The following is a 23,203-nucleotide window of genomic DNA, read 5'->3' on the forward strand; positions in this document are numbered from 1 at the left end:
TTGGCTATGACGGAAAGCGGCGCGACAGAGGCGGCACCCGTCGTCGGCCGCTTCGCGCCGTCGCCGACCGGGCGCATGCACGCGGGCAACATCTACGCCGCGCTCATCGCATGGCTCGTGGCGAAGTCCCAGGGCGGCCGCATGGTGCTGCGCATCGAGGATCTCGACCGCGAGCGCTCGAAGGCCGCCTACATCGATCAGATCCAGCGTGATTTCGAGGCCCTGGGCCTCTTCTGGGACGAGGGGCCGTACTTCCAGCATGATCGCGACGAAGCCTATGCCGAGGCATTCGCGCGCCTTGAGACCCAGGGGCTTTTGTACCCGTGCTTCTGCACGCGGGCCGACCTTCACGCCGCCTCGGCGCCCCACCGGGGCGAGAAGCTCGTCTATGCCGGCACCTGCCGCCATCTGTCGGCCGCGGAGGTGGAGGCGCGCCGGGCAGCGGGGCGCACGCCGGGCTGGAGAGTTGCCGTGGACGGCCGCACGATCGCCTTCGAAGACCTCGTTCAGGGAACCTACTCGCAAAAGCTCGACCGCGACTGCGGCGACTTCCTCATACGCCGCTCCGACGGTGCGTTCGCCTACCAGCTGGCAGTGGTGGTGGACGATGCCGCCCAGGGCGTCAATTCAGTCGTGCGCGGCGTTGATCTGCTTTGCTCCACGCCGCAGCAGCGCTACCTCCAGGATCTTCTCGGGCTGTCGCACCCCGCCTATGCGCACGTTCCGCTGCTCGTGGCCGAGCAGAATCGGCGCCTCTCGAAACGCGATCGGGATGCGGCCTTAGACGAGCTGCTGGCCCGGTTCGGAAGTCCGCGAGCCGTCATCGGACATATCGCGGCGGTGGCGGGACTTGTTCCCGAAGAGGCGCCGGCGACGCCGGAAGAGCTGCTGAAGGACTTCTCGCTGGAGCGTTTTCGCGATGGACTGCCCGATCTCGTGCAGATTCCCTGGCGCTCCTAAAGCAGGAGGGCGGCGGCGTAGAATGCGCCCAGAGCCACGTTCACGCTGCAGATCTGGCCCATGGCGCCGATGCGCGTGGGCGCAGCGAGCGGATTTTTCCACAGGCCCATCATGAGGGGGTAGCAGCCGAGCGCCAAGAAGGGGAGCACGACGATGCCCCGGGGGAACCAAATGCCGATGATGGCGAGGCTGGCGAGAACCCAAACGACCATGAGGGCGTGGTAGAGGGTGCGCGCCTTTTCTCGGCCCAGCAGCACCGGCAGCGTGCGGCGGGATGCCTCGATGTCCTTCTCGATGTCGCAGGTGTTGTTCGTCATCATGATGAGGCCCACGCCGATGATCGTGGGCGTGGCCCAAAGGAGCGCCATGAACGTGAACGTGCCCGAGAGCACCTGGTAGCATGCCAGCGGAATAAGACCGCCCATAACGATGCCGCTCACCGCCTCGCCGACGGGAAGGTAGGAGAGAGGCGTCTTGCCTCCGGAGTACATCACGACGATGACGGCTCCGATAAGCGCGATGACGAGGGGAACGGGACCTGTCTTCCAAACAACGTACAGGCCGAGCAGGAAGGCCACGGCCAGAAAGCCGATGGCCAGCCCGAGGGCCGAGCGCGGATTGACGTCGTTGTAGACGAGCACCGAGTCGGAGGCCTCCACGTTGTCCTCGGCCGTATCGGTTCCCTTGATGAAGTCGAAGTAGTCGTTGAAGGTGTTCACGGACGCCTGCATGAGGATGCAGATGAGGAGCAGAAGCCACGCCATGCCCACGTCCAGCGACCCGGTGTTGGCCAAGGCGCAGGCGGTGGTCACGAGCACGGGCATGATGGCCGCCGGCCAGGTATGGGGCGCGGCCAACTGAAGAGCGAGGCGAGGGGAGAGGGGAGTCGTCGCTCCCCCGCTGTTCGGTTTCGTATGGGAACCCATGTTCGATTTCTCTTTTCGTCGTGAGAAGCGTTATCGATTACCTGGCATTATAGAAGAAGGGCGCCCCAATGGAGCGCCCTTCAAGGGGTTTGCGCGTTGACGGCGCGTTTAGTTGGTCATCAGCGCGGCCGCGATGTCGCCCGAGGTGGACGAGGCCGGCTCCCAGGTGCCGTCGACCTTGGTATAGGTGATGGTGATGGGCTGAGTGGCCGCCAGCTCGACGCCGTCGAGGGAGCCGATGACGATCTCGCCGATCTTCTGGTTGATCTCATCGTTGGAGAGAGCGGCAAGAGCATCGGGATCGGCGGTGACCTCGTCCACGGCCGTCTGCAGCGCCTGCAGGTAGCCGGTATAGCTCTTGCAGGTAAGGGTGATCTGGGCCGTGGCGCTGTCGCCGTCGACATTGATCGAGTCGATCGTGTAATCGAAGCCGCTCAGGTAGGACTTCATGAACTCGACGCCGTCGATGCCGTAGACCGAAAGCTGGCTCATGTCGATGGACTCGGAGAACTCGTTGACGAACGCGTCGTCGATGTTCTTAATGCTGTCCAGTTCGGACGAGAGCGAAGCGCGGATGGCGTCTTCATCGCTCGCGCCGCTCGAGCAACCGGCCAATCCGACCATTCCAATGGAAAGCGCCAAAAGAGCAGCGAGGGTCACTATAAAACCCTGTATAGTTGATCGTGATTTCAATTTTACATAATCCATATTATCAGCCTTTCATAATGTCGGTGTTACGGAGCGCAGAGGGCGCTTCCGAGTATTTTACCCGAAAGGATGGTAGTTATGATCACGACTATGAACGGCTTTTTTCTTGACGAGAAATCGGGTTCCTTTGTCGACAACGGGCGCAAGATTGAATTCCACAACGCGCGCTTCTACGACATCGATTCGCAGAAGCTTGTAAAGGTCACTATTCCCGAGGGTCATAACGCCCTTCCTGAGCCGCAGGTTAACTGCGTTATCTTCATGATCGTTAACGCTGGCGAGAAGTACTGCAAGCTTGTTTATGATCGCTACGAACTCTAGCTTCCAATCTGGTTTATATAACTCATCTTAGGAGTTTTCCATGAAACCTAACAAGCATCTTATTTTTCCCCTGGACAACGTCGAGGACGTGGCCCAGGTAATGGACTTGCCCTATGGCGATCTTTTCCGTGTCGGCATCAACCGCTGGAACGGCAACGTTGTAATGGCCTATCAAGACCATCCCGAGGCCCGTTTCTATATTCGTCTCATCGTCGCCCAGCTTTCCTCTTATGTCGATATGTTCGATGCCGATAATTACGGCGAGCCGCGCCACGGTCTTATTTGCAGAGATGATTTCTCTGATCTCGATTGCGAGCCTGTTTACCTCTCCGCTATCGAGGATGTGGCCTAGATGATCGATTGTCGCTCATACAAGGAACGTGGCTCTGGCTGGGTCGCAGAGGTTCGCACGTACTTTTCTGGCGAGACTGAAGTTTCTATCTGTGACTCGTCTATGCAGAAGTTCGGTTCTCGCTGCTTCCTCGATTTCGGTTCCGCTTGCAACTTCGTTATCTGTGATATGCCTGGTGATTGGGAGGTGGCGAATCGTGAATGAGGACGCCGCCGCTTCCCTGGCGCTCGATGCTGCGCAGACTCTTAAGGGCATTGGCGAGGACGTGGCCGCTTTGAAGGCCCAGAACTCGGACGTTCTCGCTTCCATCGAGTCTTTGCGCCTTGTCAATGTCGAGGGCTTCCAGCAGATCATCGCCCGCGATGCCTATTTGGCCGTTCCCGCCGATGTTCCCGACGATTCGGCTGACTGGGTTACCGAGGTTCGTTCCGAGGTCGAGGTTCCCTCTTCCTTCTTCTCCGATCTGATGAGCTTCCAGTACTTCCAGACGGTTCTTCTCGTTTTTGTCCTGGTCTCTCTTCTGCTTAATTTCGGTGCTTTGCTCTGGTTGTCCTTTTCCGATAAATGGAGGGTTTAAATGGATATTCTGCTCAATGTCCTTCTCGTTCTTTCCCTGCTCGGCGTTTTCGCTTACGGCTTCGTCCTCTATGAGGTTCTGCGCATCGTGACCGCCTGGGCTGCTGATCGATGGCGCGACGATTGGGGCAAGCGCCCCTTGCTCTTGAAGCTGTCGCCTAAGGTGCTGACCGCCGTTCTGGTTCTGTGCTTCCTCGCGGTCGTGCTCTGATGGATATCCTCGAGACGTACCAAGTTGACGGCTGGCTTGATTTCGTCGTTTCGCTCTTCGCAGTCGTTCCCGTTGGCTTCCTGCTCGCGTTGTTCCTGGGGTTCGCGAGCTTCGGAGTATTCGGCGCTCTCCGTCTGCTGCGCCGTCTTATCCATAGGTAACTATCAACTGTTAGGAGAAAGGAATGGAGACTATGGAGACCATTACCACCGCCATGACTACCGCTATCACCTCCCTTGGTACTTCCCTTCAGGGTGCCATCGGCTCTAACCTCCCTGCTATCTTGCAGGTTGCTGCCATCTTTATTGTGGTGCCCGCTGTCTGGGGCTTCGTGCGCCGCTTCACGCACTAGCGGCCCGTTCTGCGGCATTTGGGGAGGGCTATTGCTCTCCCCTTTTATCGGGCGCAGTCATCGATTGGTGCTTTTCCAATCGATGACTGCGCCCGATAGCAAAGTAAATGGGGGTTCGGGGGTGCCTGTACCCCCGGTTTTCTTTTTAAAGGAGGTGCGTTATGATTAGTCCTGCGGTTAAGGTTCTTTCTGTCGCTCTCTCTATATCGCTTGTCGCTAGCTGCTTTCCTTCGTGTTATACTTTTGCCTATGCCGATGATTTGACCGACGGGGGCGCGAATTATGAACTGTTTCGAGAAAATCAGCCGAAACGCGCAGGAGATGGACAGGCTGACCAAGGGCCAGACTTCCAGGGATTATTACGGTATGAAGCAGCCGAAAAGGCGTCATCTGGCTCGGAATATCTTTTTACTGTTGGTTCTGGTCGCTCTTTTCCTTCTCTTTATGTTCTGGTCGAAGCTTCATATAGTCTGGCTGATTCACTGATTCGGTTTTTCTCCTCTAGGGCTTATGCTGATGATTCTTCAGATTCTTTCAGTTCTTCTGATGAACATGGTTATTTTGATCGCGTTCTTACTTCTCTGGAGGATATAACTTATCTTCTTGGTGAAATTGCTGATTATTTTAGGCAAGCTGGCTCTGGTATTTCCCCATTAGCTGATATTAATAGCGTTTATGATCAGCTTGTTAGCTTTAAATCTAGCGTTGGCTCTATGTTGGGTATGTCCTCTGGTTCCGCTTCTGCTTCGAACAGGTGGAACTTTTCTTTAAATGGCTATAGTTGGAATACGGGCTCCTATACCCTTCCTTGGCTTGTTTCCATGATGTGGATTACTGTTAATAATAGTTCCTCTAGTTTGGCGTCGATTAAGGCTAATTCTTCCTATCTTTCCTCTCTTTATTCTCTTTCTCAAAAGCAGTGGGGCTATGGCTACGGCGGCACTGCTGTTATTGAGTCCAATTCTCCTGCTTCATGGCTTCAGAACGTTTCTAACTCTGTGCAGACTCGCAAGACTTTTTTTGGTGAATCGTCTGCTACTGTCAAGACTCTGGCCGAGATTCTCTATCTTATTGATAACAAGTCTGGTCAGACCGTCTCCCGTTTAAACTCCGTCATTGCCGACAACAAGGCTCACAGTGCTCTTGTTTCCACTGGCATCAGCGATGTTTTTGGCCGTTTGCAGACTCGCAAGACGTTTTTCGGTGAGTCGGAGCCTACTATTAAGAGCGTTGCGGAGATACTCTATCTTTCAGACAATCGTCTTGCGCAGATTGTCGCTCGGATTGAGGACGTGCGTTCTTATACTGGCCAGACTAATACATTGCTTTCTAAGGGCCTTGATGATGTTCTTGGCAGCTTGCAGACACGCAAGATTTTTTCGGGTGATTCGGAGGTGACCGTTAAGAGCGTCGCCGAGATTCTCTATCTTTCTGACAATCGTCTTGCGCAGATCGTTGCTCGTATCGAGGATGTGCGTTCTTATTCTAGTCAGACTAATACACTGCTTTCTAAGGGCTTTGATGATGTGCTTTCTAGTCTTGCCGATTTCAATTTTAGTGCTGATATTCCTTCTGTTGATTTGTCTGAGACCAATAAGTTTTTAGGTCGTCTTACTGGCGATGTTGCCAGCATTCGTGACAAGTTCGTCCTGCAGGATTCGCTTAGCGATCTCTTAGATCTTCTCGTGGGTGATCTGCAGGTTCCCCAGACCCACGCGGCTATCTCCCGCATTCAGGACGTTATGTCTACTCGTTTCCCCTTCTGCATTCCTTCCGTTGTCAATGTCGTTCTTTTCGGCTCTCTCCTTGCCGACCCTGCGCCGCCTGTCTGGACGTTTGATATCGCGGGCTCTCCTCTCGTGGTTGATTTCGCTGATTATGGCGCTTTCGCCGAGGTTTCATCTTGGACGGTTCGGCTTCTCTTCACTGCCGCCCTTCTGCTTAATACCCGTCGCTTCGTTTATGGTCTCGGGGGTGGCTACTGATGGCCAGTTTTATCTTCGATCTTATCGTTGGCGGGCTTCTCTCCCTCGCTACGTTCATACTCGGTCTGTTTCCTAGTGTGAACGCGCAAGATTTTGCTTTCGATGTCCCAGACGGCGTTAGGGAAGCTCTCGCGGCCCTTAACTGGTTCGTGCCCATTTCTGATCTCATGTTCATTTTCGGGTCCTGGTTCCTGCTCGTTCTCGTCTGCAATGCGGTTACGGTCTTTGCTAGGCTCACCGATTCCGCACAGAGTGAAAGGCCTTCGAAATGATCTATCTTTACAGCGGTACCCCTGGTTCTGGCAAGTCGCTTCATGTGGCCCGCGACATTCGCGATACCTTGCAGGTTAAGAAGCGTCCCGTTATCTGCAATTTCGATGTGAACTCGAAGCTTAGGAACTACAAGGTTTTGTTCCGCTACGTTCCTAACTGCGATCTCACGCCCGATTTGCTTTACGATGCTTCCAGGGCCTATTTCGGCGATAGGCCAGTTCGCGAGGATGCCATTTTGCTTGTGATCGATGAGGCCCAGCTTGTTTTCAACTCCCGCACCTGGCAGCAGGCTGCGGATGGCGTTACCCGCCTTGACTGGATTGAGTTTTTCTCGCAGCATCGCCACTATGGTTACAAGATTGTCCTTGTGAGCCAGTATGACCGCATGCTAGACCGTCAAATCAGGTCGCTTATCGAGATCGAGGTTAACCATCGTAAGATGGCGAACCTCGGTCTTAAGGGCATGCTTCTTTCTCTGCCCTTTGCATGCAAGCTTTTTATCGCAGTCTCCTATTACTACGGTATGCGCGAGCGCGTGGGTTGCTCCTTCCTTCTCCCTCGCCGCTCCTATTTCAGAGTCTATGACAGTTACAACCGTTTTCGACAGGTGCCCGAGACGGCATGAGCGGCGGGGTTCGGGGCCCTGCCGCCGTGCCGTCTCGCGCCCCCCTACTTGATATAGGGGGCGTGTTCCGTGTTCCAAGTCGCAAGAAAGGTGTTTTATGGCCGTTTTAAATCCTAAGAAATCTCGCTGTTGGTGGTTCGTGCAGTTGGTCGAGTATCTTCCCGATAATTGGCGCGATCAGTTGCACGATCTCATGTTGCCAGGCTGCTTCATCGTGCATGATCGCGATACCCGCATCGATGATGATGGTAACGAGGTGCCGAAGAAGCCGCATATTCATTGCATGATTGAGTTCGGTAGCCCCGTTGTCGCCAAGTCGGCGCTTGAATCCATCCCCTCCGATTTCGGCGTTACTTTTGTTAAACCCGTCCCTAACAAAGTCGGTGCCTATCGTTACCTGCTCCATTACGACCAGCCCGACAAGGCGCGTTACGAGCAGGACGAGATAACCCATATGGCGGGTTTTAGGGTCAATATCTCCGATGTGTACAATATCGACTTCTGCGACGTTTATGAGCTTATCAACGAGATGAAGATTTCGAACTTTGCTATGCTCATGTCGTTTCTGGTAGAATTCAGGCCAGAGTATGTTAATTACGTCTCTTCCCATGTGAATTTGGTCAAGACGTACATAACGGAACTTAATCGTTGCTGCTTTTGAGATAAGCAGGGATTATTTTACTAAATTCCTGTTATCAGACTTTTCACCGATATATTAGGCCGCTTACCTTTTATTTTGGGAGTTTTGATAACTCCATATTATCAGCCTTTCTTGTCAATCTTTTCAGAAGCCCTCCAACTTGGAACATTTTACCCTATATGGAGGGCGCTTAGCCCCAAGCATTGCCACTGCCGCCGGATGGTTGCGCGGTGATGGTGGCGCCCTCGCCGAGGATCGAGGTGAAGTCTCCCGTTTGCATGGCCTCCATGAGCACGGGCATCATGAGCGCGATGCCGACGATGTTGACGATGAGCGCAATGGCGCTGATGGCGAGACCCCAGATAAGCGTTTGACGTACCGTGGTGGCATAGACCTTCTGGCGACCGTCCACATCGTCTATCACGTGCTTGATCTTAACGAAGCCGACAATGGCGCAGACAAGGCCCACCGTGCTCAGCATCACGCCGCCGATGATGAAGGAGACCGGACCTGCAATGGCCGCTACCGTCGAGAGCGTGCGGGCGGATTTCAAGTCGGCGTCGATGAGCACCTGTCTCTGATCCTGCGAAGGCTCCGTCGACGGCTCGGGTCGCTGGGGATTTCCGGGAGTCGCCTCCGGAGCTCCCAGCTGCTGGGGTTCGGGCGTTTCTTCGGGTTTCGAATCGCGATGATCGGTCATAAAGGACACTCTTTCTAGGAAAGGCCGCTGCTTCCGAAGCCCTGCGCGCCGCGCGAGCTCTCGGGAAGCTCATAAGTGTTATGTAAAGTAATAGAGGGGGTAGCGATGATCACGAGCTGGGCGATGCGCTCGCCCTTCTCGTAGTTGAACGTCTCCGTTGGATCGAGGTTGATGAGCGGAACCTTGATTTCACCTCGGTAGCCGCTGTCTATGAGGCCAGGGGCGTTCACGATGGAGATGCCCTGTCGTGCCGCCAGGCCGCTTCGGGGAATGATGAGCCCCGCATAGCCCTCGGGAATGGCCAAGGCGATACCGCAGGGCACGAGCGCTCGCTCGAAGGGCAAAAGCGTGCCGCCCTCGGCAGCGCGCAAATCGAGGCCCGCATCGCCTGGACGGGCGTAGGCGGGCGCTTCCAGGGTCTCGTCGAGCTGCTTGAAAAGAACCTCCATGGATCAGCCCAGCTCTTTCAGGGCCTCGGAGAACTCCTCCACGTTCTGGAAATCCTTATAGACGCTGGCGAAGCGGATGTAGGCGACGTCGTCCAAGGTGGCCAGACGGGCCAGCACCAAATCGCCCAAATCGCGCGATTTGATCTCGTTGCGCTGGCTCGATCGCAGCTCAGATTCGATGCTCGTGATGAGCCCGTCGATCTTCTCGGGCGTGATGGGGCGTTTCGCGCAGGCGATGAGCAATCCTCGCATGAGCTTCTCGCGGTTGAAGACTTCCGACGAGCCGTCAGCCTTGATGACGAGAATGGGATTTTCGGCGAGCCGCTCGTAGGTGGTGAATCGCGTGCCGCACTGCAGGCATTCGCGACGGCGCCGGATAGAGGCGCCGTCGTCGGCCGATCGCGAGTCGACGACTTTCGATTCCTGATAGCCACAGGAAGGACAGCGCATAGGTTCTCCTTCTCACTTTGATAAGTTGATTGCTTATCATACCCTATCAGACCTAATGCGCTCCCCTCTTCAAAACATTGCTACCTTCGCGACACTCGCCCCCGACGCTCTAGGCGAAGAAGATGAGAAATGACGCGATGGTGCTGAGCGTGAAGGCTATGGAAAATTCGATGCGTGCCATTTTTTACTCCTGACCTCTTGCGTAGAACCTTTGTTCGCAGTTATAATAGAGCGAACAAAGGTTCACGTCAAGAGATTTTTCAAACAAATGTACGCTTTTGTGAAAGGATGCGCTATGACCCAGAAAGTGACCAAGCGGCAACAGGCGGTTCTCGACTGCATCGAAGCGTGCATTCGCGAGAAGGGCTACGGCCCTACCGTGCGCGAGGTGTGCCAGAGTTTGGGACTCTCCTCCCCTTCCACCGTCCATGTCCATTTGAAGGCGCTTGAAGACAAGGGCTTCATCAAGCGCGACCCCCTTAAATCCCGCTCCATCGCGCTTACCTATCCCATTGAGGAGGTTCCCTCCCCTGTCACGGCCTTCGCGGCCGCCTACAGCAAGCTCGTCAATGTGCCCTTGGTGGGCAACGTGGCCGCCGGCTCCCCTATTCTCGCCGAGGAGAACATCACCGATACCATCACGCTGCCCACGGACATCGTCGGCGATGCCCCCTCCTTCATGCTCTCGGTGCGCGGCGAGTCCATGATCGAGGCCGGCATTAACGATGGCGACTACGTGGTTGTGAAAGAGCAGCCGGTGGCCAACAACGGCGATATCGTCGTGGCCATCATCGACGACGGCGCCACCGTCAAGCGCTTCTTCCGCGAGGCCGACCATATCCGCCTGCAGCCGGAGAACTCGACGATGGATCCCATCATCACGACGGACTGCTCTATCGCCGGCAAGGTGGTGGCCGTGTTCCGGCGCCTGTAGCGCTTTCGCCTCACGAACAGATCGCGAACTCCCCTTTCGGCAAATTGAGAGCGCCCCTGCCCAGATCGCTTTGCGTATCACGGGCAGGGGCGCTCTTCCGTTCTGGACGCGCTCGCTTTCTCAGGCATCGCCTTCAGGGACGAGATAGGAGGAGAACGTGCTGACGAAGGCAGGGGCAACGAGCAGCTGCAGGCGCGTCCCCGCCTCCCCGTGGCTCTCGGAGATGATATGGCAGCGCTCGTGGGCCAGCGACACCAAGTCGCCCCGCTGATAGGGAATAAGCACGTCCAACTTGGTATCGGCGGCCGAGGCGGCCTGGGCAATGGCGCCCACGAGCCCCTCTATGCCCTCGCCGGTGCGAGCGGACACGAACTGGGCGCTCGGATAGCGCCTTTTAAGGCCGGCCAGCGTCTCGGCGTCCAGCAGATCGCATTTGTTGAAGGCAGCGATCGTGGGAATGCTCTGGGCCCCTATCTGGTCGAGCACCTCGCACACGGCCTCGATCTGCCCCTCGAACTCCGGCGAGGAGGCGTCGATCACGTGCAGGACAAGGTCGGCTCCGGTGATTTCGTCGAGCGTCGACTTGAAGGCCTCGACCAGCGTGGTGGGCAGCTTTTGGATGAAGCCGACGGTGTCGGTGACAGTGACCTCGCGGCCCTCGGGCAGCTCGAACTTGCGGGTGGTGGAGTCCAGCGTGGCGAAGAGCTTGTCGTAGCTGAGCACATCGGCCCCGGTGAGCCGGTTGATGAGCGAGCTTTTCCCGGCGTTGGTGTAACCGGCCAGCGCCACTTTGAACATGCCGCTGCCGTACCGGCTCTCCCGCTGCAGCGAGCGCACGTCGGACAGGCGCTCAAGCTCGCGGCGAATGCTCGTGATGCGCTTGCGCACCATGCGGCGGTCCACCTCAAGCTGGCTTTCGCCCTCGCCGAAGCGGGATCCCACACCGCCTCCCATGCGGTTCGAGGCGAGGTGGGCCCACATGCCGCGCAGGCGCGGGTACAGGTACTGGTTTTGGGCGAGGCGCACCTGCAGGCGCCCCTCCTTGGAGGTGGCGTGCAGAGCGAAGATGTCCAGAATGAGGGCCGTGCGGTCGATAACCTTCACGGACTTGTCCATGACCTTCTCCAGATTGGCCTGCTGGGAAGGTGTCAGCTCGTCGTCGAAGATGACGAGGTCGGCCTCGCGCGACCGTGCCAGCTCGGCGATCTCGTCGGCCTTGCCCGTGCCGACAAAGGTGCGCGGGTTGGGCGCGTCCAAGCGCTGGGTCGTCGTGGCTACCACATCGGCTCCGGCCGTATCGGCCAGACGTTCCAGCTCGGCCAGGGAAGATTCCAAGGGCCACGGCAGCCCCGGGCGCTCGACGCCCACGAGAACGGCGCGCTCTCGACGCTCCTCGGCCTTGGTGGCCGGGCCCTTTTGGATGACGGATTCGTATTCGGTCATAGCATGCTCCTTTGCTTCAAGTAACGACGGGACCCCATGAGGGGAAGGCGGTGCAAGTGGTCGTTACAGGCGCATGAGCATCACTCCTTAATCGTGGCGCGGCGTTGCGCCGGGGAAACGGGGGCTATCATAGCACAACAGCAGCATCGGAAAAGCTCACGGCAGCACAATGGTTCCCGAGAAGCTCTCCGTTGCCGGCCCCGTCATGGATATCGTGCCATCCTCGTTCCAGCAGATGTGCAGTAGACCGCCGCTCAACATAAGATCGTTCTCCCTGCCGGCCCGGCCAGTGAGGCAGGCAGCCGTGTTGGTGGCGCAGGCGCCGGTGCCGCAGGCCAAGGTCTCTCCGCAGCCCCTCTCCCACACGCGCATGGCGATGCCCTCATCGGTGACGGAGGCGAACTCGACGTTGGTTTTCTCGGGAAATGCGGGATGCGTCTCGAAGAAGGGGCCGGGAAGATCGATGCGCAGGGTCGAGAGGGATTTCTCCGCACCTGCGGGGAACAGCTCGTCGGGCAAGGCCGCCCAATCGTCCACGAGGCAGACGGCGTGGGGGTTTCCCATGGAGACGCAGGCGAATTCGAAGGCTCCCCACGGCGAATCGAGGCGCAGATGCCCCACATAGGGCGTACCGTCGGCCATGCGGGAGTCCGGCGCGGCGTCGACGGGCACGAGCGCGGGATCCAAGATGGGCGCGCCCATGTTCACGGTCGCCTCGGTCATCTTTCCCCCCGCATCCACGGAAAAGGCGATGGGGCGCGGACCGGCCAGGGTGTCGGCCAGAAGATGTCCCGAGGCAACGTCCGCCAGCTCGCGATCGACGAGGTACTTGGCGAAGCAGCGTACGCCGTTGCCGCACATTTGGGCCAAGGTGCCGTCGGCGTTGATGTAGTGCATGTAGCCGTCTCCCTCTTCCGAGGTTGCCGGCCGCACGAGGATGACGCCGTCGGCGCCGATGCCGAAGTGGCGGTCACACAGATACGACACCTGGGCATCGGTCAGACTGAGAGCGCGGTCTCGATCGTCAATGAAGACGAAATCGTTGCCGAGACCGTGCAATTTGGCGAAGGACAACTCCATGGGACGCTCCTTTGAGGCGGCGATTGAGGGGGCGGAAGCTCTCCTCGACGACCCGGAAGGGTCGCTTCAACCATGGTAGGCGTCCAATGTTTCCAACTGGGAAAGAATCTCGGCGGCCACGGCTTCGGCATCGCCGGCATCGGCGTTCACCCAGCGGATGCGCCTGTCGCGACGGAACCACGTGCGTTGGCGCTTGCCGTAGCGGCGCGTGGCCGTCTTGATGGCCTTCACGGCCTCCTCCAGCGTGGTGTTCCCATCCAGCGCCTCGACGATCTCCTTGTATCCGATGGCCTGGGGCGCCGTGACGCCGTCGCGGAATCCGGCGGTCAGCAGGCCCCGCACCTCGTCGACGAGTCCTGCGGCCACCATGGCATCGACCCGGGCGTCGATGCGCTCGTTCAGGATGGCCGGCTCCATGGCCAGCCCGAATTGCACGGCTGGAACGAAGGGCGCCACGGTGGCGAGCCGCTGTTTCTGCTCGGCGTAGCTGGCGCCCTCCTCCAAAAGCTCGAAGGCGCGCACGACGCGCCGCACGTTGTTGGGGTGGATGACGGCGGCGCTTGCGGGATCGCGCGCTTCCAGCGCCTCCCACAGGGCCTGGTTGCCGTGTTCCTCCGCGTAGGCGGTCCAGCGTTCGCGGACGGGGTTTTCCACCTGGTCGCCCTTGGGGAAGACGAAGTCGTCGATGGCCGCCTGCACGTACTGGCCGGTGCCGCCGCAGAGCACCGCTCTCTTGCCGCGGGCGTCTATATCGCGAAAGCAGCGCCGGGCGAACGCCTGGAACAGGGCCGCCGAGTAGGGCTCGCCGGGATCAACGAGATCGAAGCCGTGATGGGGCACGCGGCGCTCAGATGCGGGAAGCTTGCCCGTGCCGATGTCCATGCCTCGGTAGATCTGCATGGAATCGGCGCTCACCACTTCCCCGCCGAGGCGCTCGCCGACAATTTGGGCTGCGTCGGTCTTGCCCGAGGCCGTGGGCCCCACGATGGCGATGACAGGTGCGGAAAGCTCAAGCATGGGCGATCGTGCCCGAGAGATACCAGGTGCGGGCTTCCTCGATGGTCACGGGCACGATGCGCCCCACCAAAGACGCCGCCTCCGTGCCGGAGGGCACCGGAGCGTGAACGGTCTGGTTCTTCGGGCTCTTGCCGGCCAGGATGGAATCGTCGCGCTTGGACGTGCCCTCGACCAGCACGGGCACCGTGGCGCCGAGCTCCGCCTGGTTCGCCTCGAAGGCCTTGCGCTGGACGAGATCCACGAGCCGATCGAAGCGCTCCTGGATGACCTCGCGGGGCGTGTCGTCGTCCATCTCCGCAGCAGGCGTCCCCTCGCGCTTGGAGTAAATAAACGTGAACACCTGGCTGTAGCCGACTTCCTCCACGAGGCGATAGGTGTCCATGAAGTCCTCTTCGGTCTCGCCGGGGAATCCCACGATGATGTCCGTGGACAGGGCGATGTCGGGACGGGCGCGGCGAAGCTTCTCGATAAGGCCGAGGTAGTGCTCGCGGGTGTAGCGGCGGTTCATGGCCGAGAGGATGCGGTTCGAGCCCGACTGCACGGGAAGGTGCAGCGCCGGCATGAGCGAGGGCAGCGTGGCGAACAGCCCGATGACCTCGTCGGTGAGATCCTTCGGATGGCTCGTCGCGAAGCGGAGCCGCTCGATGCCCGCGGCATCCACGGCCCGAAGGACATCCGCGAACCGCGGCTCGCCGTAAAGGTCGCGCCCGTAGGAGTTCACGTTCTGCCCCAGCAGCGTGATCTCCTTGACGCCCGCTTCCACATAGGAGCGCGCCTCGGCGGCGATGTCGTCCAAGGGCCGCGACTTCTCGCGCCCGCGGACGTAGGGCACGATGCAGTAGGAGCAGAAATTGTTGCATCCCACGGTGATGGGCAGCCATGCCGCCCAGTCGTGCTCGCGCACCGTGGGCAGGGCGGAGGAGAACTCCGCTCCCCCCTCGATCACCTCGGCGGCGCGGCCGTGCTGCTCGATGGCGCGTCGGAGAAGCCCCGGCAGAGAGCCCAGATTGTGAGTGCCGAAAACCACATCGAGATGGGGAAGCGCCGCAAGCAGCTTGTCGCCGTCGCGCTGGCCGATGCAGCCGCCTACGGCGATGTAGCGCTTGTCGAGGGGCGTGCCGTCGCGCAAGGGGATGTTCTTCATGGAGGCGACCTGCCCGTAGAGCCTCGTGTCGGCAGCCTCGCGGACGCAGCACGTCATGAACACGACGATGTCCGCCTCCTCGATGGTTTCGACGGGCAGCGAGCCCAGGCCCTCCAGCATGCCGGCGACCCGCTCGGAATCGTGCTTGTTCATCTGGCAGCCGAAGGTGTGGATGCAGAAACGAGTTCCCTCGAAGACGTTGCTCATAGCAAAACCCTCTAATGGACCGCGGCCGCATCGACGATGGGGGCGATCGCGGCGGCGCCCCGCGGCTCGACGGCGAAGCGGATGGCCGTGCGGTACTCGCCGTCGATGACGATGTCCGCGAAGGAGGGGATGCAGCAGATCTCGATGCCCACCGGCGAGAGGAACCCGCGGGAGATGGCCACGGCTTTCACAGCCTGGTTCACCGCACCGGCCCCCACGGCTTGAATCTCCACCGACGCACCGTCTTTGATCATGCCGGCGATGGCGCCGGCAACGGAGGCGGGAGACGATTTGGAGGATACTTTGAGGCACCCGATGGAGGGCTTGGTTTCAGTGGTAGACACAGCTGGTCCTTGTCGTTTGTGGTGCGGTTCTTCTCTGGATGTGGTTCGTTTAGCGGGCGCCCGTGGCGCCTTCAGCCCGAATATTCTACCTGTTGCACCCGAGTGGCGCAACCGCGCGCGCTTCCTTAGAGCGTCGTGCGGATGGGAACGGTGATGCGGATGGCTTCCTGGCCCACGATGACCTCCGCCTCGCCCACCGCTTCCAGATAATATGCTTCCGCCACGGGCTCCATGAGACGGCCGATGCCGCGCTTCAGCGCATCGATGTCCTCGGGAGCCAGACGCAGGGACCGGGCGTTCTTGGAATTTCGCCGTCGCTCGGATGGGCGATGGGTCTGCCGCGGGAACGATTCGGCGGCCAAACGCTCGGTCAAGGGGTCGAGTGCAACGATGGCCCCGTCGAGAATGCGTCGGGCCGAGCGTTCGGAGAGCGGCAGGCCCAGGGCCTCGCAGCGGTCCGCGAGATCATCGGGGCCGGCGGCCAGGGCGAGGCGCTTGACGAGGGGGATCTCCGCGCCGTCGCCCCCGAAGGCGCGCACGGCCGGGGAGAGCGAGGCGAGGCCCAGTTGGTACAGCGTCGCCGCCACCTCCACTGGGGTGCCGAGGTACACGGAAAGATCGCCGCGGTGCTCCAAGGCGAATTCCGCGGCCGTGCGCACGATGTTCTTGGGGCCGCGCATCGCCCACGAACCGGAAGGCTCCTGCTCGAAGCGGGGAAACGTCGACTGATCCGCCTTCTCGGCGAGGCTTTCGGTGTCGGTGGCGACCGTAAGGCTCGTGCCGAGCCCCGGCTCCGATTGCAGCACTCGGGCCTCTTCGGCGTTCACGGAGATGGAGTAAAGGGCCATGCCGCGTCCGTGCATGCCCCACTTGTCCATATGCGCGCTATCGAGCTTCGAGGTGACGCGCGGTTCAAAGATGCGCTCGTGCTGGGCAGCGGGAATGCCCTGGCCGTCGTCGAGGACGGTGAGCAGGCGCGCGTTGCCGGTCTTCTGGGTGGCGAGGAAGATGCGGCTGGCGCCGGCGTCGCGGGCGTTGCGCAGAAGCTCGATGACCACGTCCTCGCTCGAGCGGATGTCCTGGGCGGCCTGGCGCCGTTCGGCCTCGGAGGACCGGAGACGGACGAAGCCGTCTCCGAGGTCGTCCTCGACCCGGAGACGGCTCTCGCCGCACACATCGTCTATGAAATCGCTGAGGGTATCGCCTTCCATGGCCTACTTGGCGTAGTCGACCGCACGGCTCTCGCGGATGACGACGACTTTCACCTGGCCCGGATACTGCATCTCGTTCTCGATCTGCTGGGCGATGTCGTGGGCCAAAACGACGGATTCGGCCTCGTCCACCACTTCCGGCTCTACCATGACGCGAACCTCGCGGCCTGCCTGGATGGCGTAGGTGCGCTCGACGCCCTTGTGGGAGTTCGCGATCTCCTCCAGCTTCTCGAGGCGCTTCACGTAGGCGTCCAGCGTCTCCTTGCGGGCACCGGGACGGGCGGCGGAGACGGCGTCGGCGGCCTGAATGAGCACGTCGACGACGGAGTTGGCCTCCACATCGTTGTGATGGGCCTCGATGGCGTGGACGATCTCGGGCCGCTCGCCGAAGCGGCGGGCCAGATCGGCGCCGATGACGGCGTGGCTGCCCTCGACCTCGTGGTCGACGGCCTTACCGAGGTCGTGCAAAAGGCCGGCTCGCTTGACGGGGATGGGGTCGAGCCCGAGCTCGGAAGCCATGACCGAGGCCAGATAGGCCACTTCGAGCGAATGGTTCAGCACGTTCTGGCCGAACGAGGTGCGATAGCGCAAACGTCCCAGGGTGTTGACGAGCTCCGGGTGGAGATCGTGGATGCCCGCATCGAACGTGGCCTGCTCGCCGGCCTCGTGCACCCGCTGGTTCACCAGCTTGACGGCCTTATCGTACATCTCCTCGATGCGCGCGGGGTGGATGCGCCCGTCGGCGATGAGGTTCTCCATGGTGACGCGGCCGATCTCGCGGCGCACCGGGTCGAAGCAGGAGATGGTGACGCACTCCGGCGTATCGTCGATGATGAGGTTCGTGCCGGTCAGCTGCTCGAAAGAGCGGATGTTGCGGCCCTCGCGGCCGATGATGCGGCCCTTCAGATCGTCGGAGGGGATATGGATGGTGGACACCGTGCTCTCGGCGGAGTGGTCGGCGGCCACGCGCTGGATGGCAAGGCTCAAGATCTCGCGGGCCTTCTTGTCCGCCTCGGCCTTGGTGCGCGTCTCGGCATCGCGGATGATGACGGCCGATTCACGGGTGACCTCGTCGTGGATGGTCTCCAGCAGCTCCTCTTTGGCCTCCTGGGGGCTCATGCCCGCAGCGCGCTCGAGGGCCTGGTTGATCTCGACCTGGGCCTCCTCGCGATGGCGCTCGATGGCGTTCTCGGCCTCTTCGACATCGCGCTCGCGGCGCTCGACTTGTCCCTGCAAAGACGAGAGCTGGTGCTCGCGGGCATCTAGGGACTCGACGCGGCGATCGAGGGATTCCTCGCGCTGGGCGATGCGGTTCTCGGCGGAGCGCACCTCGCGCATGCGCTCCTTGTTCTCCTTCTCCATCTCCTGCTTGTAGCGAAGGGCCTCGTCCTTGGCTTCCACGGCGGCTTCACGTCGGAGCGTCTCGGCTTGCTTCTTGGCATCCTCGACCAGGCTTGCGGCCTCGCGGGCAGCGTTCTTGGATGAGGAGCTGGCAATGAGTCGGTTGACGATGAAACCGAGGACCAGGCCGATGACGATAGCGACGATCAAAAGCACGATCGTGATGGGATCCATGGCTGTTTCCTCCTTTCATCTGGGCTTTCATACCCATTTCATGTCATAAAAAATGCCCGTGGCCGGGCATGAGCATAACTGCGCGAAGATACGAGGAATATGAAATTCTCTATCTTGAATGCCCGGGAGGGCACGTATGCTCTAAAGCCACGGCTCACAGTATAGCGTAAGGCCGCGGCTTTAGACAGACTCTCGTGGGTTTGTGTCATGAATGGCCCATCGAACCGCACATCAGGTTGCGCTCTTGCTCCTCGGACCACGTGCGAGAGGCGGTAGCGGCGACGTCGGTGGAAAATCCTTGGGATACGAGGCGGCGGAAGGCGGCCTCTCGGGCGCGCTTGGCTTTAGGCGGCCGACGCCGCAGGGCGGCCAGGGCGCGGCCCACTTCGAAGTCCCTCCCCTTCCGCTCGTGCTCGACCCAGGAATCGAGGGTGGCTGGGTCGATGCCGAGCTCCTCGATCTCCCGTTCGGCATCGCGAAGCCCCCGGCCGGCCGCAAGCTTCATGCGGACGAGGGCGTCGGCGTAGCGTCGATCGTCCACCGCCCGTACGCGCACGGCGCGCTGAAGGGCCTCCTCCACCACTGCCGCAGGAAAGTCGTCCTTCAGCAGGCGCTCGCGCAGGTAGGCCGTGGAGCGCTCGCGAACCGCGGCCCATCGGAGGATCTTCTGGTACGCGTCTCGAGCCGTCTTTCCCTCCTCGTTGCTCAGAGCGCTCTCCCGCTCCTCTCCACGAGAGGATCGGGAGAGATCCTGCGCGCAAGACGCCCCTGTATCCCTGCCGCAGACGGCGTCGTCCTCGGCAGGGCACGGCCAGGCGACGATTTGCGCGCACGGTTCCTCTGAGGGAGGAGCGGCTTCCAGGGCAGCGATATCCGCCCTGAGCGCTGCGAGTATGTCGGCCTTGGACGCCACAATGCGTTACTTCTTCTTGCCGCTCTTGGGCGCCGGCGTGAACGACTCGTTTTCGGCCGGGCGCTCGATGACGGGGATCTCGTAGGCCTCGCGGACCTTGTTCTCGAGTTCCTCACGCAGATCGGGGTTCTCCTTGAGCGTCTGCTTGGCCGCCTCGCGGCCCTGGCCCAGGCGCTCCTCGCCGTAGGTGTACCAGGCGCCGGACTTCTTGGCCACGCCGCATTCCACGGCCATATCGACGATGCAGCCTTCCCGAGAGATGCCCTCGCCGTACATGAGATCGAACTCCGCTTGGCGGAAAGGAGGAGCCACCTTGTTCTTGACCACCTTCGCCCTCACGCGATTGCCGACCACATCGCCGTTCTGCTTGATAGAGTCGATGCGGCGAATGTCGATGCGAACCGAGGAGAAAAACTTCAGGGCGCGTCCGCCGGTGGTCGTCTCCGGGTTGCCGAACATGACGCCGATCTTCTCGCGCAGCTGGTTGATGAAGATGCAGGTGGTGTTCGATTTCGACAGCGACCCGGCCAGCTTGCGCAGGGCCTGTGACATGAGCCGAGCCTGAAGGCCCACGGTGGTATCCCCCATCTCGCCCTCGATTTCGGCACGGGGAACGAGCGCCGCCACAGAGTCGACGATGACGCAGTCGATAGCGCCCGAGCGCACGAGCATATCGCAGATTTCCAGCGCCTGCTCGCCGGTGTCGGGCTGGGAGATGAGCACCTCGTCGATATCGACCCCGATGCGCGCGGCGTAAACGGGATCGAGGGCGTGCTCGGCATCGATGAAGGCAACGATACCGCCCAGCGCCTGAGCCTCCGCGAGAATCTGCAAGGCGAGAGTTGTCTTGCCGCTTGACTCGGGACCGTAGATTTCGATGATGCGGCCGCGGGGCACGCCTCCGATGCCGAGCGCGGCATCGAGCGGCAGGGCGCCCGTGGGGATGACCCCGATGTTGAGATCGGCGCCTCCCTCGCCGAGGGTCATGATAGAGCCCTTGCCGAACTTGGACTCGATTTGATCGGTGGTGAGTTTGAGCATCTTTTCTTTATCTTCGTTCATGACCTCTCCTTGTCTTGGCCAGGCGAACAAATGGCCTGTTTTCATCATTATACGAACAAACGTATGCACGTCAAGAGGTGATTCTCAAAAACCAGTTTCCTCTGTGCGCGAAAACAGCATAACGGTACGCGACCGCAGCAATGACGCGGGAATGTCTCATTTGAGTCCTCGCGCCGATCGTACCGCTGTCGCACTCTCGTCGCAGAGTGCCCGTGCGCCCTCGCCAAAACCGCGGCGCTGTCAGAAGCTCGCGAGCGCCTCTTCCATCGTGCGCAGGGCGATCAGCACCGTTTGCAGGCGCACGGCCTCGCGGCCGCCTTCGAAATGATGGCATGCCGCATGGGTCTTTTTGGCGGTGGCGCAGCCGATCCACACCGTGCCCACCGGCTTGCCGGGCTCGGCGCCCGTCGGTCCGGCGATGCCCGTGACCGCCACCGAGACGTCGCTGCCCAGCTCGCGCAGGGCGCCACGGGCCATCTGCAGGGCCACCAGCTCGTCGACGGCCCCCTGTCGCGCGAGCACGTCCTCGGAAACGCCGAGTACCTCGGCCTTCACCTCGTTCACGTAGCTCACGATGCCGCCGCGCACCGAGGCCGACGACCCGGGCACGGAAGTGAGCATGGCCGCGACGAGGCCGCCGGTGAGGCTTTCGGCCGTGGCCACCGTGGCCCCTGCGGCCGTCGCCTTCTCGACGACGATGCGCGCCTGCTCGTCGATGGCCTTCTGCAGCGCCGCGATCTCGGTGGGTGCCGCAGAAGGGGCGGCCGCCTTTGCGGTTTTGGCCCCCGCGCTCCCCTTCAACAGATGGCGCGCCTTTACGAGATAGTCGAGCATGGACATGACCGTCAGGATGAGCGCGATGACCATGACGGTCCAGGACAGCACGAACATGGGGTTGGTGAAGGCGCCGGCCGCCGTGGTGAACGTGAGCGAGTCCTTGAGAAGGAACAGCACGATGGCGATGATCTGGAACACCGTCTTGGCCTTGCCGTACCAGCTGGCGGCGATGACCGTGCCCTTGCTGGCCGCCACCATGCGGATGCCAGAGACGATGAACTCGCGGGCAAGGATGATGAGCACGGGCCAGCCGGGCAGCACGGCCAGCTCCACCAGGGCGATGAGCGCTGCCGTGACGAGGATCTTATCGGCCAGGGGATCCATGAACTTCCCGAAGTCGGTCACTTCCCCGCGGCTGCGGGCGAGATATCCGTCGATCCAATCGGTGCAGGAGATGAGAATGAAGATGCCAGCGGCGATGACGCACTTCGCCTCCATGGTGATGCCCGGCAGGCCCACCCATTCGGGCCAGGGGCTCAGGATCGCCAGCACGAAGACCGGCACCAGGCAGATGCGGATGAGCGTGACGATGTTCGCCGGCGTCCAGAGCTTGTCCGGAGCCGTGGGCTGGATGGTGGTCATGGCCTACTCGCCTTCCATTTCGTAAAGCAGGGTATCCGCGATGGTGCAGGAAACGAACGCGCCGATCTCGCCGCGGGACACGTAGGTGACGCCGTCCACCTCGGGCGCCTGGCATTGGGCGCGACCGAAGCGCTGGCCGTCCTCCTCGGTTCCCTCGACGAGCACGATCGCCCCCTTCCCGATGCGCTCGGCGATGCGGGGCCCGCAGGCGGCATCAGCGGCGTCGCGCAGCACCTGGGCCCGCTCGGCCTTCTCGTCCTCGTCGATCTGGTTCGGCAGGTCGAAGGCGGCGGTGCCCTCCTCGCGGGAGTAGGGGAAGACGCCGACGTAATGGAACAGCCCCTCGGAGACGAAATCGAGGAGCTCCTCGAACTGCTCGTCGGTCTCGCCGGGAAATCCCGCGATGAGCGTTGTGCGCAAGGTGATGTCGGGCACCGCCGCCTCGATGCGCTCGATGAGGGCGCGAAACGCCGCGGCATCCCCTCGGCGGTTCATGGCGCGGAGGATCGGCTCGCTCACGTGCTGCAGGGGAATGTCCAGATAAGAGCAAACGTTCTCGCGGGCCGCCATAACGGAGAGCAGCTCGTCGGTTGCGCCCTCGGGCTGCAGGTACATGACGCGGAACCACGTGTCGGGGTGCGCCTCGGCCAGCGTGTCGACGAGCCATGCGAGGTCGCGGCCGTCGGGAAGGTCGGCGCCCCAGCGTCCGGTGTCCTGGGCGATGAGCACGATCTCCCGGGCGCCGGAGGCGATCTCGCGCTCGACGTCCTCGGCGATCTGCTCGTACGGGAAGCTGTGGTAGCGCCCGCGAATGGAGGGGATGGTGCAGTAGGAGCAGAAGCGGTCGCAGCCGTCGGATATCTTCACGTAGGCGAACGTCCGGCCCTCCCCTTTCGCCGGCTCGCCCCCGACGGCCGCCACGGGCAGGGAGATCCCCAGAGCGCGTGCCACCACTTCCGCGATATCGTCCTCGCGACTGCAGGGCACAAAGGCCGACGCCTCCGTCAGCTCCGCGGCCAGGTCGTCCCCGTAGCGGGCCGGCATGCAGCCGGCGACGATGAGGGCGGCTGAGCCCTCATCCACTTTGGGCAGGGAGGCGGCCTCGAAGATGGCATCGATGCTCTCCTCGGTGGCCGCCTGGATGAACGAGCAGGTATTCACGATGATGGCGTCGGCGCTGGACGCCTCTTCGGTCACGGAGAAGCCGGCTTCGCGCAAGCGCCGCGCCATGGCGGCCGAGTCCACCTCGTTCTTCGCGCACCCCATCGTGATAAGGCAGACGGAGGGCGCCGCGCTGTCGCGCGTCGTATCGATCACGTCCGTAGT

Annotated in this window: 26 protein-coding genes; 10 read left to right on the top strand and 16 right to left on the bottom strand. The window is 61.1% G+C overall.

Going from position 1 to position 23,203, the window contains the following annotated elements; genetic code table 11:
* Positions 1-6 precede the first annotated feature (6 nt).
* The gene (gene gluQRS, locus AEQU_RS05290; protein ID WP_022739895.1) at positions 7-960 is read left to right on the top strand and encodes a tRNA glutamyl-Q(34) synthetase GluQRS; all 954 of its coding nucleotides are present in this window, start codon (positions 7-9) and stop codon (positions 958-960) included.
* Here the strand turns inward: gluQRS and AEQU_RS05295 are convergent.
* The gene (locus AEQU_RS05295; RefSeq protein WP_022739896.1) at positions 957-1,886 is read right to left on the bottom strand and encodes a prenyltransferase; all 930 of its coding nucleotides are present in this window, start codon (positions 1,884-1,886) and stop codon (positions 957-959) included. The genes gluQRS and AEQU_RS05295 overlap by 4 nt on opposite strands.
* Before the next feature lie 108 nt (positions 1,887-1,994).
* Positions 1,995-2,546, bottom strand: a complete 552-nt coding sequence (locus AEQU_RS05300) for a hypothetical protein (RefSeq protein ID WP_022739897.1) — start codon at positions 2,544-2,546, stop codon at positions 1,995-1,997.
* A gap of 126 nt (positions 2,547-2,672) precedes the next feature.
* Between AEQU_RS05300 and AEQU_RS05305 the strand changes: the two genes are divergently transcribed.
* From AEQU_RS05305 to AEQU_RS05340, 8 genes are all read left to right on the top strand, one after another.
* Positions 2,673-2,915, top strand: coding sequence for a hypothetical protein (locus AEQU_RS05305; RefSeq protein WP_022739898.1), 243 nt, complete (start codon positions 2,673-2,675; stop codon positions 2,913-2,915).
* Positions 2,916-2,955: 40 nt separating this feature from the next.
* A complete protein-coding gene (locus tag AEQU_RS05310; RefSeq protein WP_022739899.1) occupies positions 2,956-3,267 on the top strand; it encodes a hypothetical protein in 312 nt (103 codons plus the stop codon).
* Positions 3,268-3,463: 196 nt separating this feature from the next.
* Positions 3,464-3,844 carry a hypothetical protein gene (locus AEQU_RS05315; protein ID WP_022739901.1) on the top strand — a complete coding sequence of 127 codons (381 nt, stop codon included), beginning with the start codon at positions 3,464-3,466 and terminating at the stop codon, positions 3,842-3,844.
* Positions 3,845-4,054: a hypothetical protein gene (locus AEQU_RS05320; protein WP_022739902.1), complete on the top strand. Its 210-nt coding sequence runs from the start codon at positions 3,845-3,847 to the stop codon at positions 4,052-4,054.
* Between the two features lie 193 nt (positions 4,055-4,247).
* Positions 4,248-4,406, top strand: coding sequence for a hypothetical protein (locus tag AEQU_RS12610; protein ID WP_022739903.1), 159 nt, complete (start codon positions 4,248-4,250; stop codon positions 4,404-4,406).
* Positions 4,407-4,567: 161 nt separating this feature from the next.
* Positions 4,568-6,391: a hypothetical protein gene (locus tag AEQU_RS12470; RefSeq protein WP_022739904.1), complete on the top strand. Its 1,824-nt coding sequence runs from the start codon at positions 4,568-4,570 to the stop codon at positions 6,389-6,391.
* A gap of 268 nt (positions 6,392-6,659) precedes the next feature.
* Positions 6,660-7,289, top strand: a complete 630-nt coding sequence (locus tag AEQU_RS05335) for a zonular occludens toxin domain-containing protein (protein WP_022739905.1) — start codon at positions 6,660-6,662, stop codon at positions 7,287-7,289.
* Positions 7,290-7,386: 97 nt separating this feature from the next.
* Positions 7,387-7,950: a Rep family protein gene (locus tag AEQU_RS05340; RefSeq protein ID WP_022739906.1), complete on the top strand. Its 564-nt coding sequence runs from the start codon at positions 7,387-7,389 to the stop codon at positions 7,948-7,950.
* 169 nt (positions 7,951-8,119) lie between these two features.
* Here AEQU_RS05340 and AEQU_RS11860 read toward each other — a convergent pair whose 3' ends face one another.
* From AEQU_RS11860 to nrdR, 3 genes are read right to left on the bottom strand one after another with little or no spacing between them, the layout of a single operon-like run.
* Complete coding sequence (locus tag AEQU_RS11860) at positions 8,120-8,629, bottom strand: hypothetical protein (protein WP_051353397.1); 510 nt, start codon at positions 8,627-8,629, stop codon at positions 8,120-8,122.
* A 14-nt stretch (positions 8,630-8,643) separates the two neighbouring features.
* Entirely contained in the window at positions 8,644-9,078 is a 435-nt protein-coding gene (gene dut / locus AEQU_RS05350; protein WP_022739908.1) for a dUTP diphosphatase, read from the bottom strand.
* A 3-nt stretch (positions 9,079-9,081) separates the two neighbouring features.
* On the bottom strand, positions 9,082-9,528 hold the full coding sequence (gene nrdR / locus AEQU_RS05355) for a transcriptional regulator NrdR (RefSeq protein ID WP_022739909.1): 447 nt from the start codon (positions 9,526-9,528) through the stop codon (positions 9,082-9,084).
* A gap of 295 nt (positions 9,529-9,823) precedes the next feature.
* On the opposite strand from nrdR, the gene lexA reads away from it, so the two are divergent.
* Positions 9,824-10,462: a transcriptional repressor LexA gene (gene lexA, locus AEQU_RS05360; protein ID WP_022739910.1), complete on the top strand. Its 639-nt coding sequence runs from the start codon at positions 9,824-9,826 to the stop codon at positions 10,460-10,462.
* 120 nt (positions 10,463-10,582) lie between these two features.
* Here lexA and hflX read toward each other — a convergent pair whose 3' ends face one another.
* From hflX to rimO, 11 genes are all read right to left on the bottom strand, one after another.
* Positions 10,583-11,905, bottom strand: a complete 1,323-nt coding sequence (gene hflX / locus AEQU_RS05365) for a GTPase HflX (protein WP_022739911.1) — start codon at positions 11,903-11,905, stop codon at positions 10,583-10,585.
* Between the two features lie 156 nt (positions 11,906-12,061).
* Positions 12,062-12,985 (bottom strand): diaminopimelate epimerase, encoded by a 924-nt coding sequence (gene dapF, locus AEQU_RS05370; RefSeq protein ID WP_022739912.1) that lies wholly within the window; start codon positions 12,983-12,985, stop codon positions 12,062-12,064.
* 66 nt (positions 12,986-13,051) lie between these two features.
* Positions 13,052-14,002 (bottom strand): tRNA (adenosine(37)-N6)-dimethylallyltransferase MiaA, encoded by a 951-nt coding sequence (gene miaA, locus AEQU_RS05375; RefSeq protein WP_022739913.1) that lies wholly within the window; start codon positions 14,000-14,002, stop codon positions 13,052-13,054.
* Complete coding sequence (miaB, locus tag AEQU_RS05380; protein ID WP_022739914.1) at positions 13,995-15,353, bottom strand: tRNA (N6-isopentenyl adenosine(37)-C2)-methylthiotransferase MiaB; 1,359 nt, start codon at positions 15,351-15,353, stop codon at positions 13,995-13,997. Before miaB ends, miaA begins: the two co-directional genes overlap by 8 nt.
* A gap of 11 nt (positions 15,354-15,364) precedes the next feature.
* The gene (locus AEQU_RS05385; protein ID WP_022739915.1) at positions 15,365-15,697 is read right to left on the bottom strand and encodes a stage V sporulation protein S; all 333 of its coding nucleotides are present in this window, start codon (positions 15,695-15,697) and stop codon (positions 15,365-15,367) included.
* A gap of 125 nt (positions 15,698-15,822) precedes the next feature.
* Positions 15,823-16,908 carry an ATP-binding protein gene (locus tag AEQU_RS05390; RefSeq protein WP_022739916.1) on the bottom strand — a complete coding sequence of 362 codons (1,086 nt, stop codon included), beginning with the start codon at positions 16,906-16,908 and terminating at the stop codon, positions 15,823-15,825.
* Positions 16,909-16,911: 3 nt separating this feature from the next.
* Positions 16,912-18,483: a ribonuclease Y gene (gene rny / locus AEQU_RS05395; RefSeq protein WP_022739917.1), complete on the bottom strand. Its 1,572-nt coding sequence runs from the start codon at positions 18,481-18,483 to the stop codon at positions 16,912-16,914.
* Between the two features lie 205 nt (positions 18,484-18,688).
* Positions 18,689-19,396, bottom strand: coding sequence for a regulatory protein RecX (locus AEQU_RS05400; RefSeq protein ID WP_022739918.1), 708 nt, complete (start codon positions 19,394-19,396; stop codon positions 18,689-18,691).
* Between the two features lie 6 nt (positions 19,397-19,402).
* A complete protein-coding gene (gene recA / locus AEQU_RS05405) occupies positions 19,403-20,458 on the bottom strand; it encodes a recombinase RecA (RefSeq protein ID WP_022739919.1) in 1,056 nt (351 codons plus the stop codon).
* Between the two features lie 240 nt (positions 20,459-20,698).
* The gene (pgsA, locus tag AEQU_RS05410) at positions 20,699-21,877 is read right to left on the bottom strand and encodes a CDP-diacylglycerol--glycerol-3-phosphate 3-phosphatidyltransferase (RefSeq protein ID WP_022739920.1); all 1,179 of its coding nucleotides are present in this window, start codon (positions 21,875-21,877) and stop codon (positions 20,699-20,701) included.
* 3 nt (positions 21,878-21,880) lie between these two features.
* Entirely contained in the window at positions 21,881-23,194 is a 1,314-nt protein-coding gene (gene rimO, locus AEQU_RS05415; RefSeq protein ID WP_022739921.1) for a 30S ribosomal protein S12 methylthiotransferase RimO, read from the bottom strand.
* Between the last annotated feature and the right edge of the window lie 9 nt (positions 23,195-23,203).

It is taken from the genome of Adlercreutzia equolifaciens DSM 19450 (genome assembly GCF_000478885.1).
GTDB lineage: Bacteria > Actinomycetota > Coriobacteriia > Coriobacteriales > Eggerthellaceae > Adlercreutzia > Adlercreutzia equolifaciens.

Coding starts and splice junctions, on each gene's coding strand:
- gluQRS (WP_022739895.1), top strand. CDS start 7: ATGACGGAAAGCGGCGCGACAGAGGCGGCACCCGTCGTCGGCCGCTTC.
- AEQU_RS05295 (WP_022739896.1), bottom strand. CDS start 1,886: ATGGGTTCCCATACGAAACCGAACAGCGGGGGAGCGACGACTCCCCTC.
- AEQU_RS05305 (WP_022739898.1), top strand. CDS start 2,673: ATGATCACGACTATGAACGGCTTTTTTCTTGACGAGAAATCGGGTTCC.
- AEQU_RS05310 (WP_022739899.1), top strand. CDS start 2,956: ATGAAACCTAACAAGCATCTTATTTTTCCCCTGGACAACGTCGAGGAC.
- AEQU_RS05320 (WP_022739902.1), top strand. CDS start 3,845: ATGGATATTCTGCTCAATGTCCTTCTCGTTCTTTCCCTGCTCGGCGTT.
- AEQU_RS12610 (WP_022739903.1), top strand. CDS start 4,248: ATGGAGACCATTACCACCGCCATGACTACCGCTATCACCTCCCTTGGT.
- AEQU_RS12470 (WP_022739904.1), top strand. CDS start 4,568: ATGATTAGTCCTGCGGTTAAGGTTCTTTCTGTCGCTCTCTCTATATCG.
- AEQU_RS05335 (WP_022739905.1), top strand. CDS start 6,660: ATGATCTATCTTTACAGCGGTACCCCTGGTTCTGGCAAGTCGCTTCAT.
- AEQU_RS05340 (WP_022739906.1), top strand. CDS start 7,387: ATGGCCGTTTTAAATCCTAAGAAATCTCGCTGTTGGTGGTTCGTGCAG.
- AEQU_RS11860 (WP_051353397.1), bottom strand. CDS start 8,629: ATGACCGATCATCGCGATTCGAAACCCGAAGAAACGCCCGAACCCCAG.
- dut (WP_022739908.1), bottom strand. CDS start 9,078: ATGGAGGTTCTTTTCAAGCAGCTCGACGAGACCCTGGAAGCGCCCGCC.
- nrdR (WP_022739909.1), bottom strand. CDS start 9,528: ATGCGCTGTCCTTCCTGTGGCTATCAGGAATCGAAAGTCGTCGACTCG.
- lexA (WP_022739910.1), top strand. CDS start 9,824: ATGACCCAGAAAGTGACCAAGCGGCAACAGGCGGTTCTCGACTGCATC.
- hflX (WP_022739911.1), bottom strand. CDS start 11,905: ATGACCGAATACGAATCCGTCATCCAAAAGGGCCCGGCCACCAAGGCC.
- dapF (WP_022739912.1), bottom strand. CDS start 12,985: ATGGAGTTGTCCTTCGCCAAATTGCACGGTCTCGGCAACGATTTCGTC.
- miaA (WP_022739913.1), bottom strand. CDS start 14,002: ATGCTTGAGCTTTCCGCACCTGTCATCGCCATCGTGGGGCCCACGGCC.
- miaB (WP_022739914.1), bottom strand. CDS start 15,353: ATGAGCAACGTCTTCGAGGGAACTCGTTTCTGCATCCACACCTTCGGC.
- AEQU_RS05390 (WP_022739916.1), bottom strand. CDS start 16,908: ATGGAAGGCGATACCCTCAGCGATTTCATAGACGATGTGTGCGGCGAG.
- rny (WP_022739917.1), bottom strand. CDS start 18,483: ATGGATCCCATCACGATCGTGCTTTTGATCGTCGCTATCGTCATCGGC.
- recA (WP_022739919.1), bottom strand. CDS start 20,458: ATGAACGAAGATAAAGAAAAGATGCTCAAACTCACCACCGATCAAATC.
- pgsA (WP_022739920.1), bottom strand. CDS start 21,877: ATGACCACCATCCAGCCCACGGCTCCGGACAAGCTCTGGACGCCGGCG.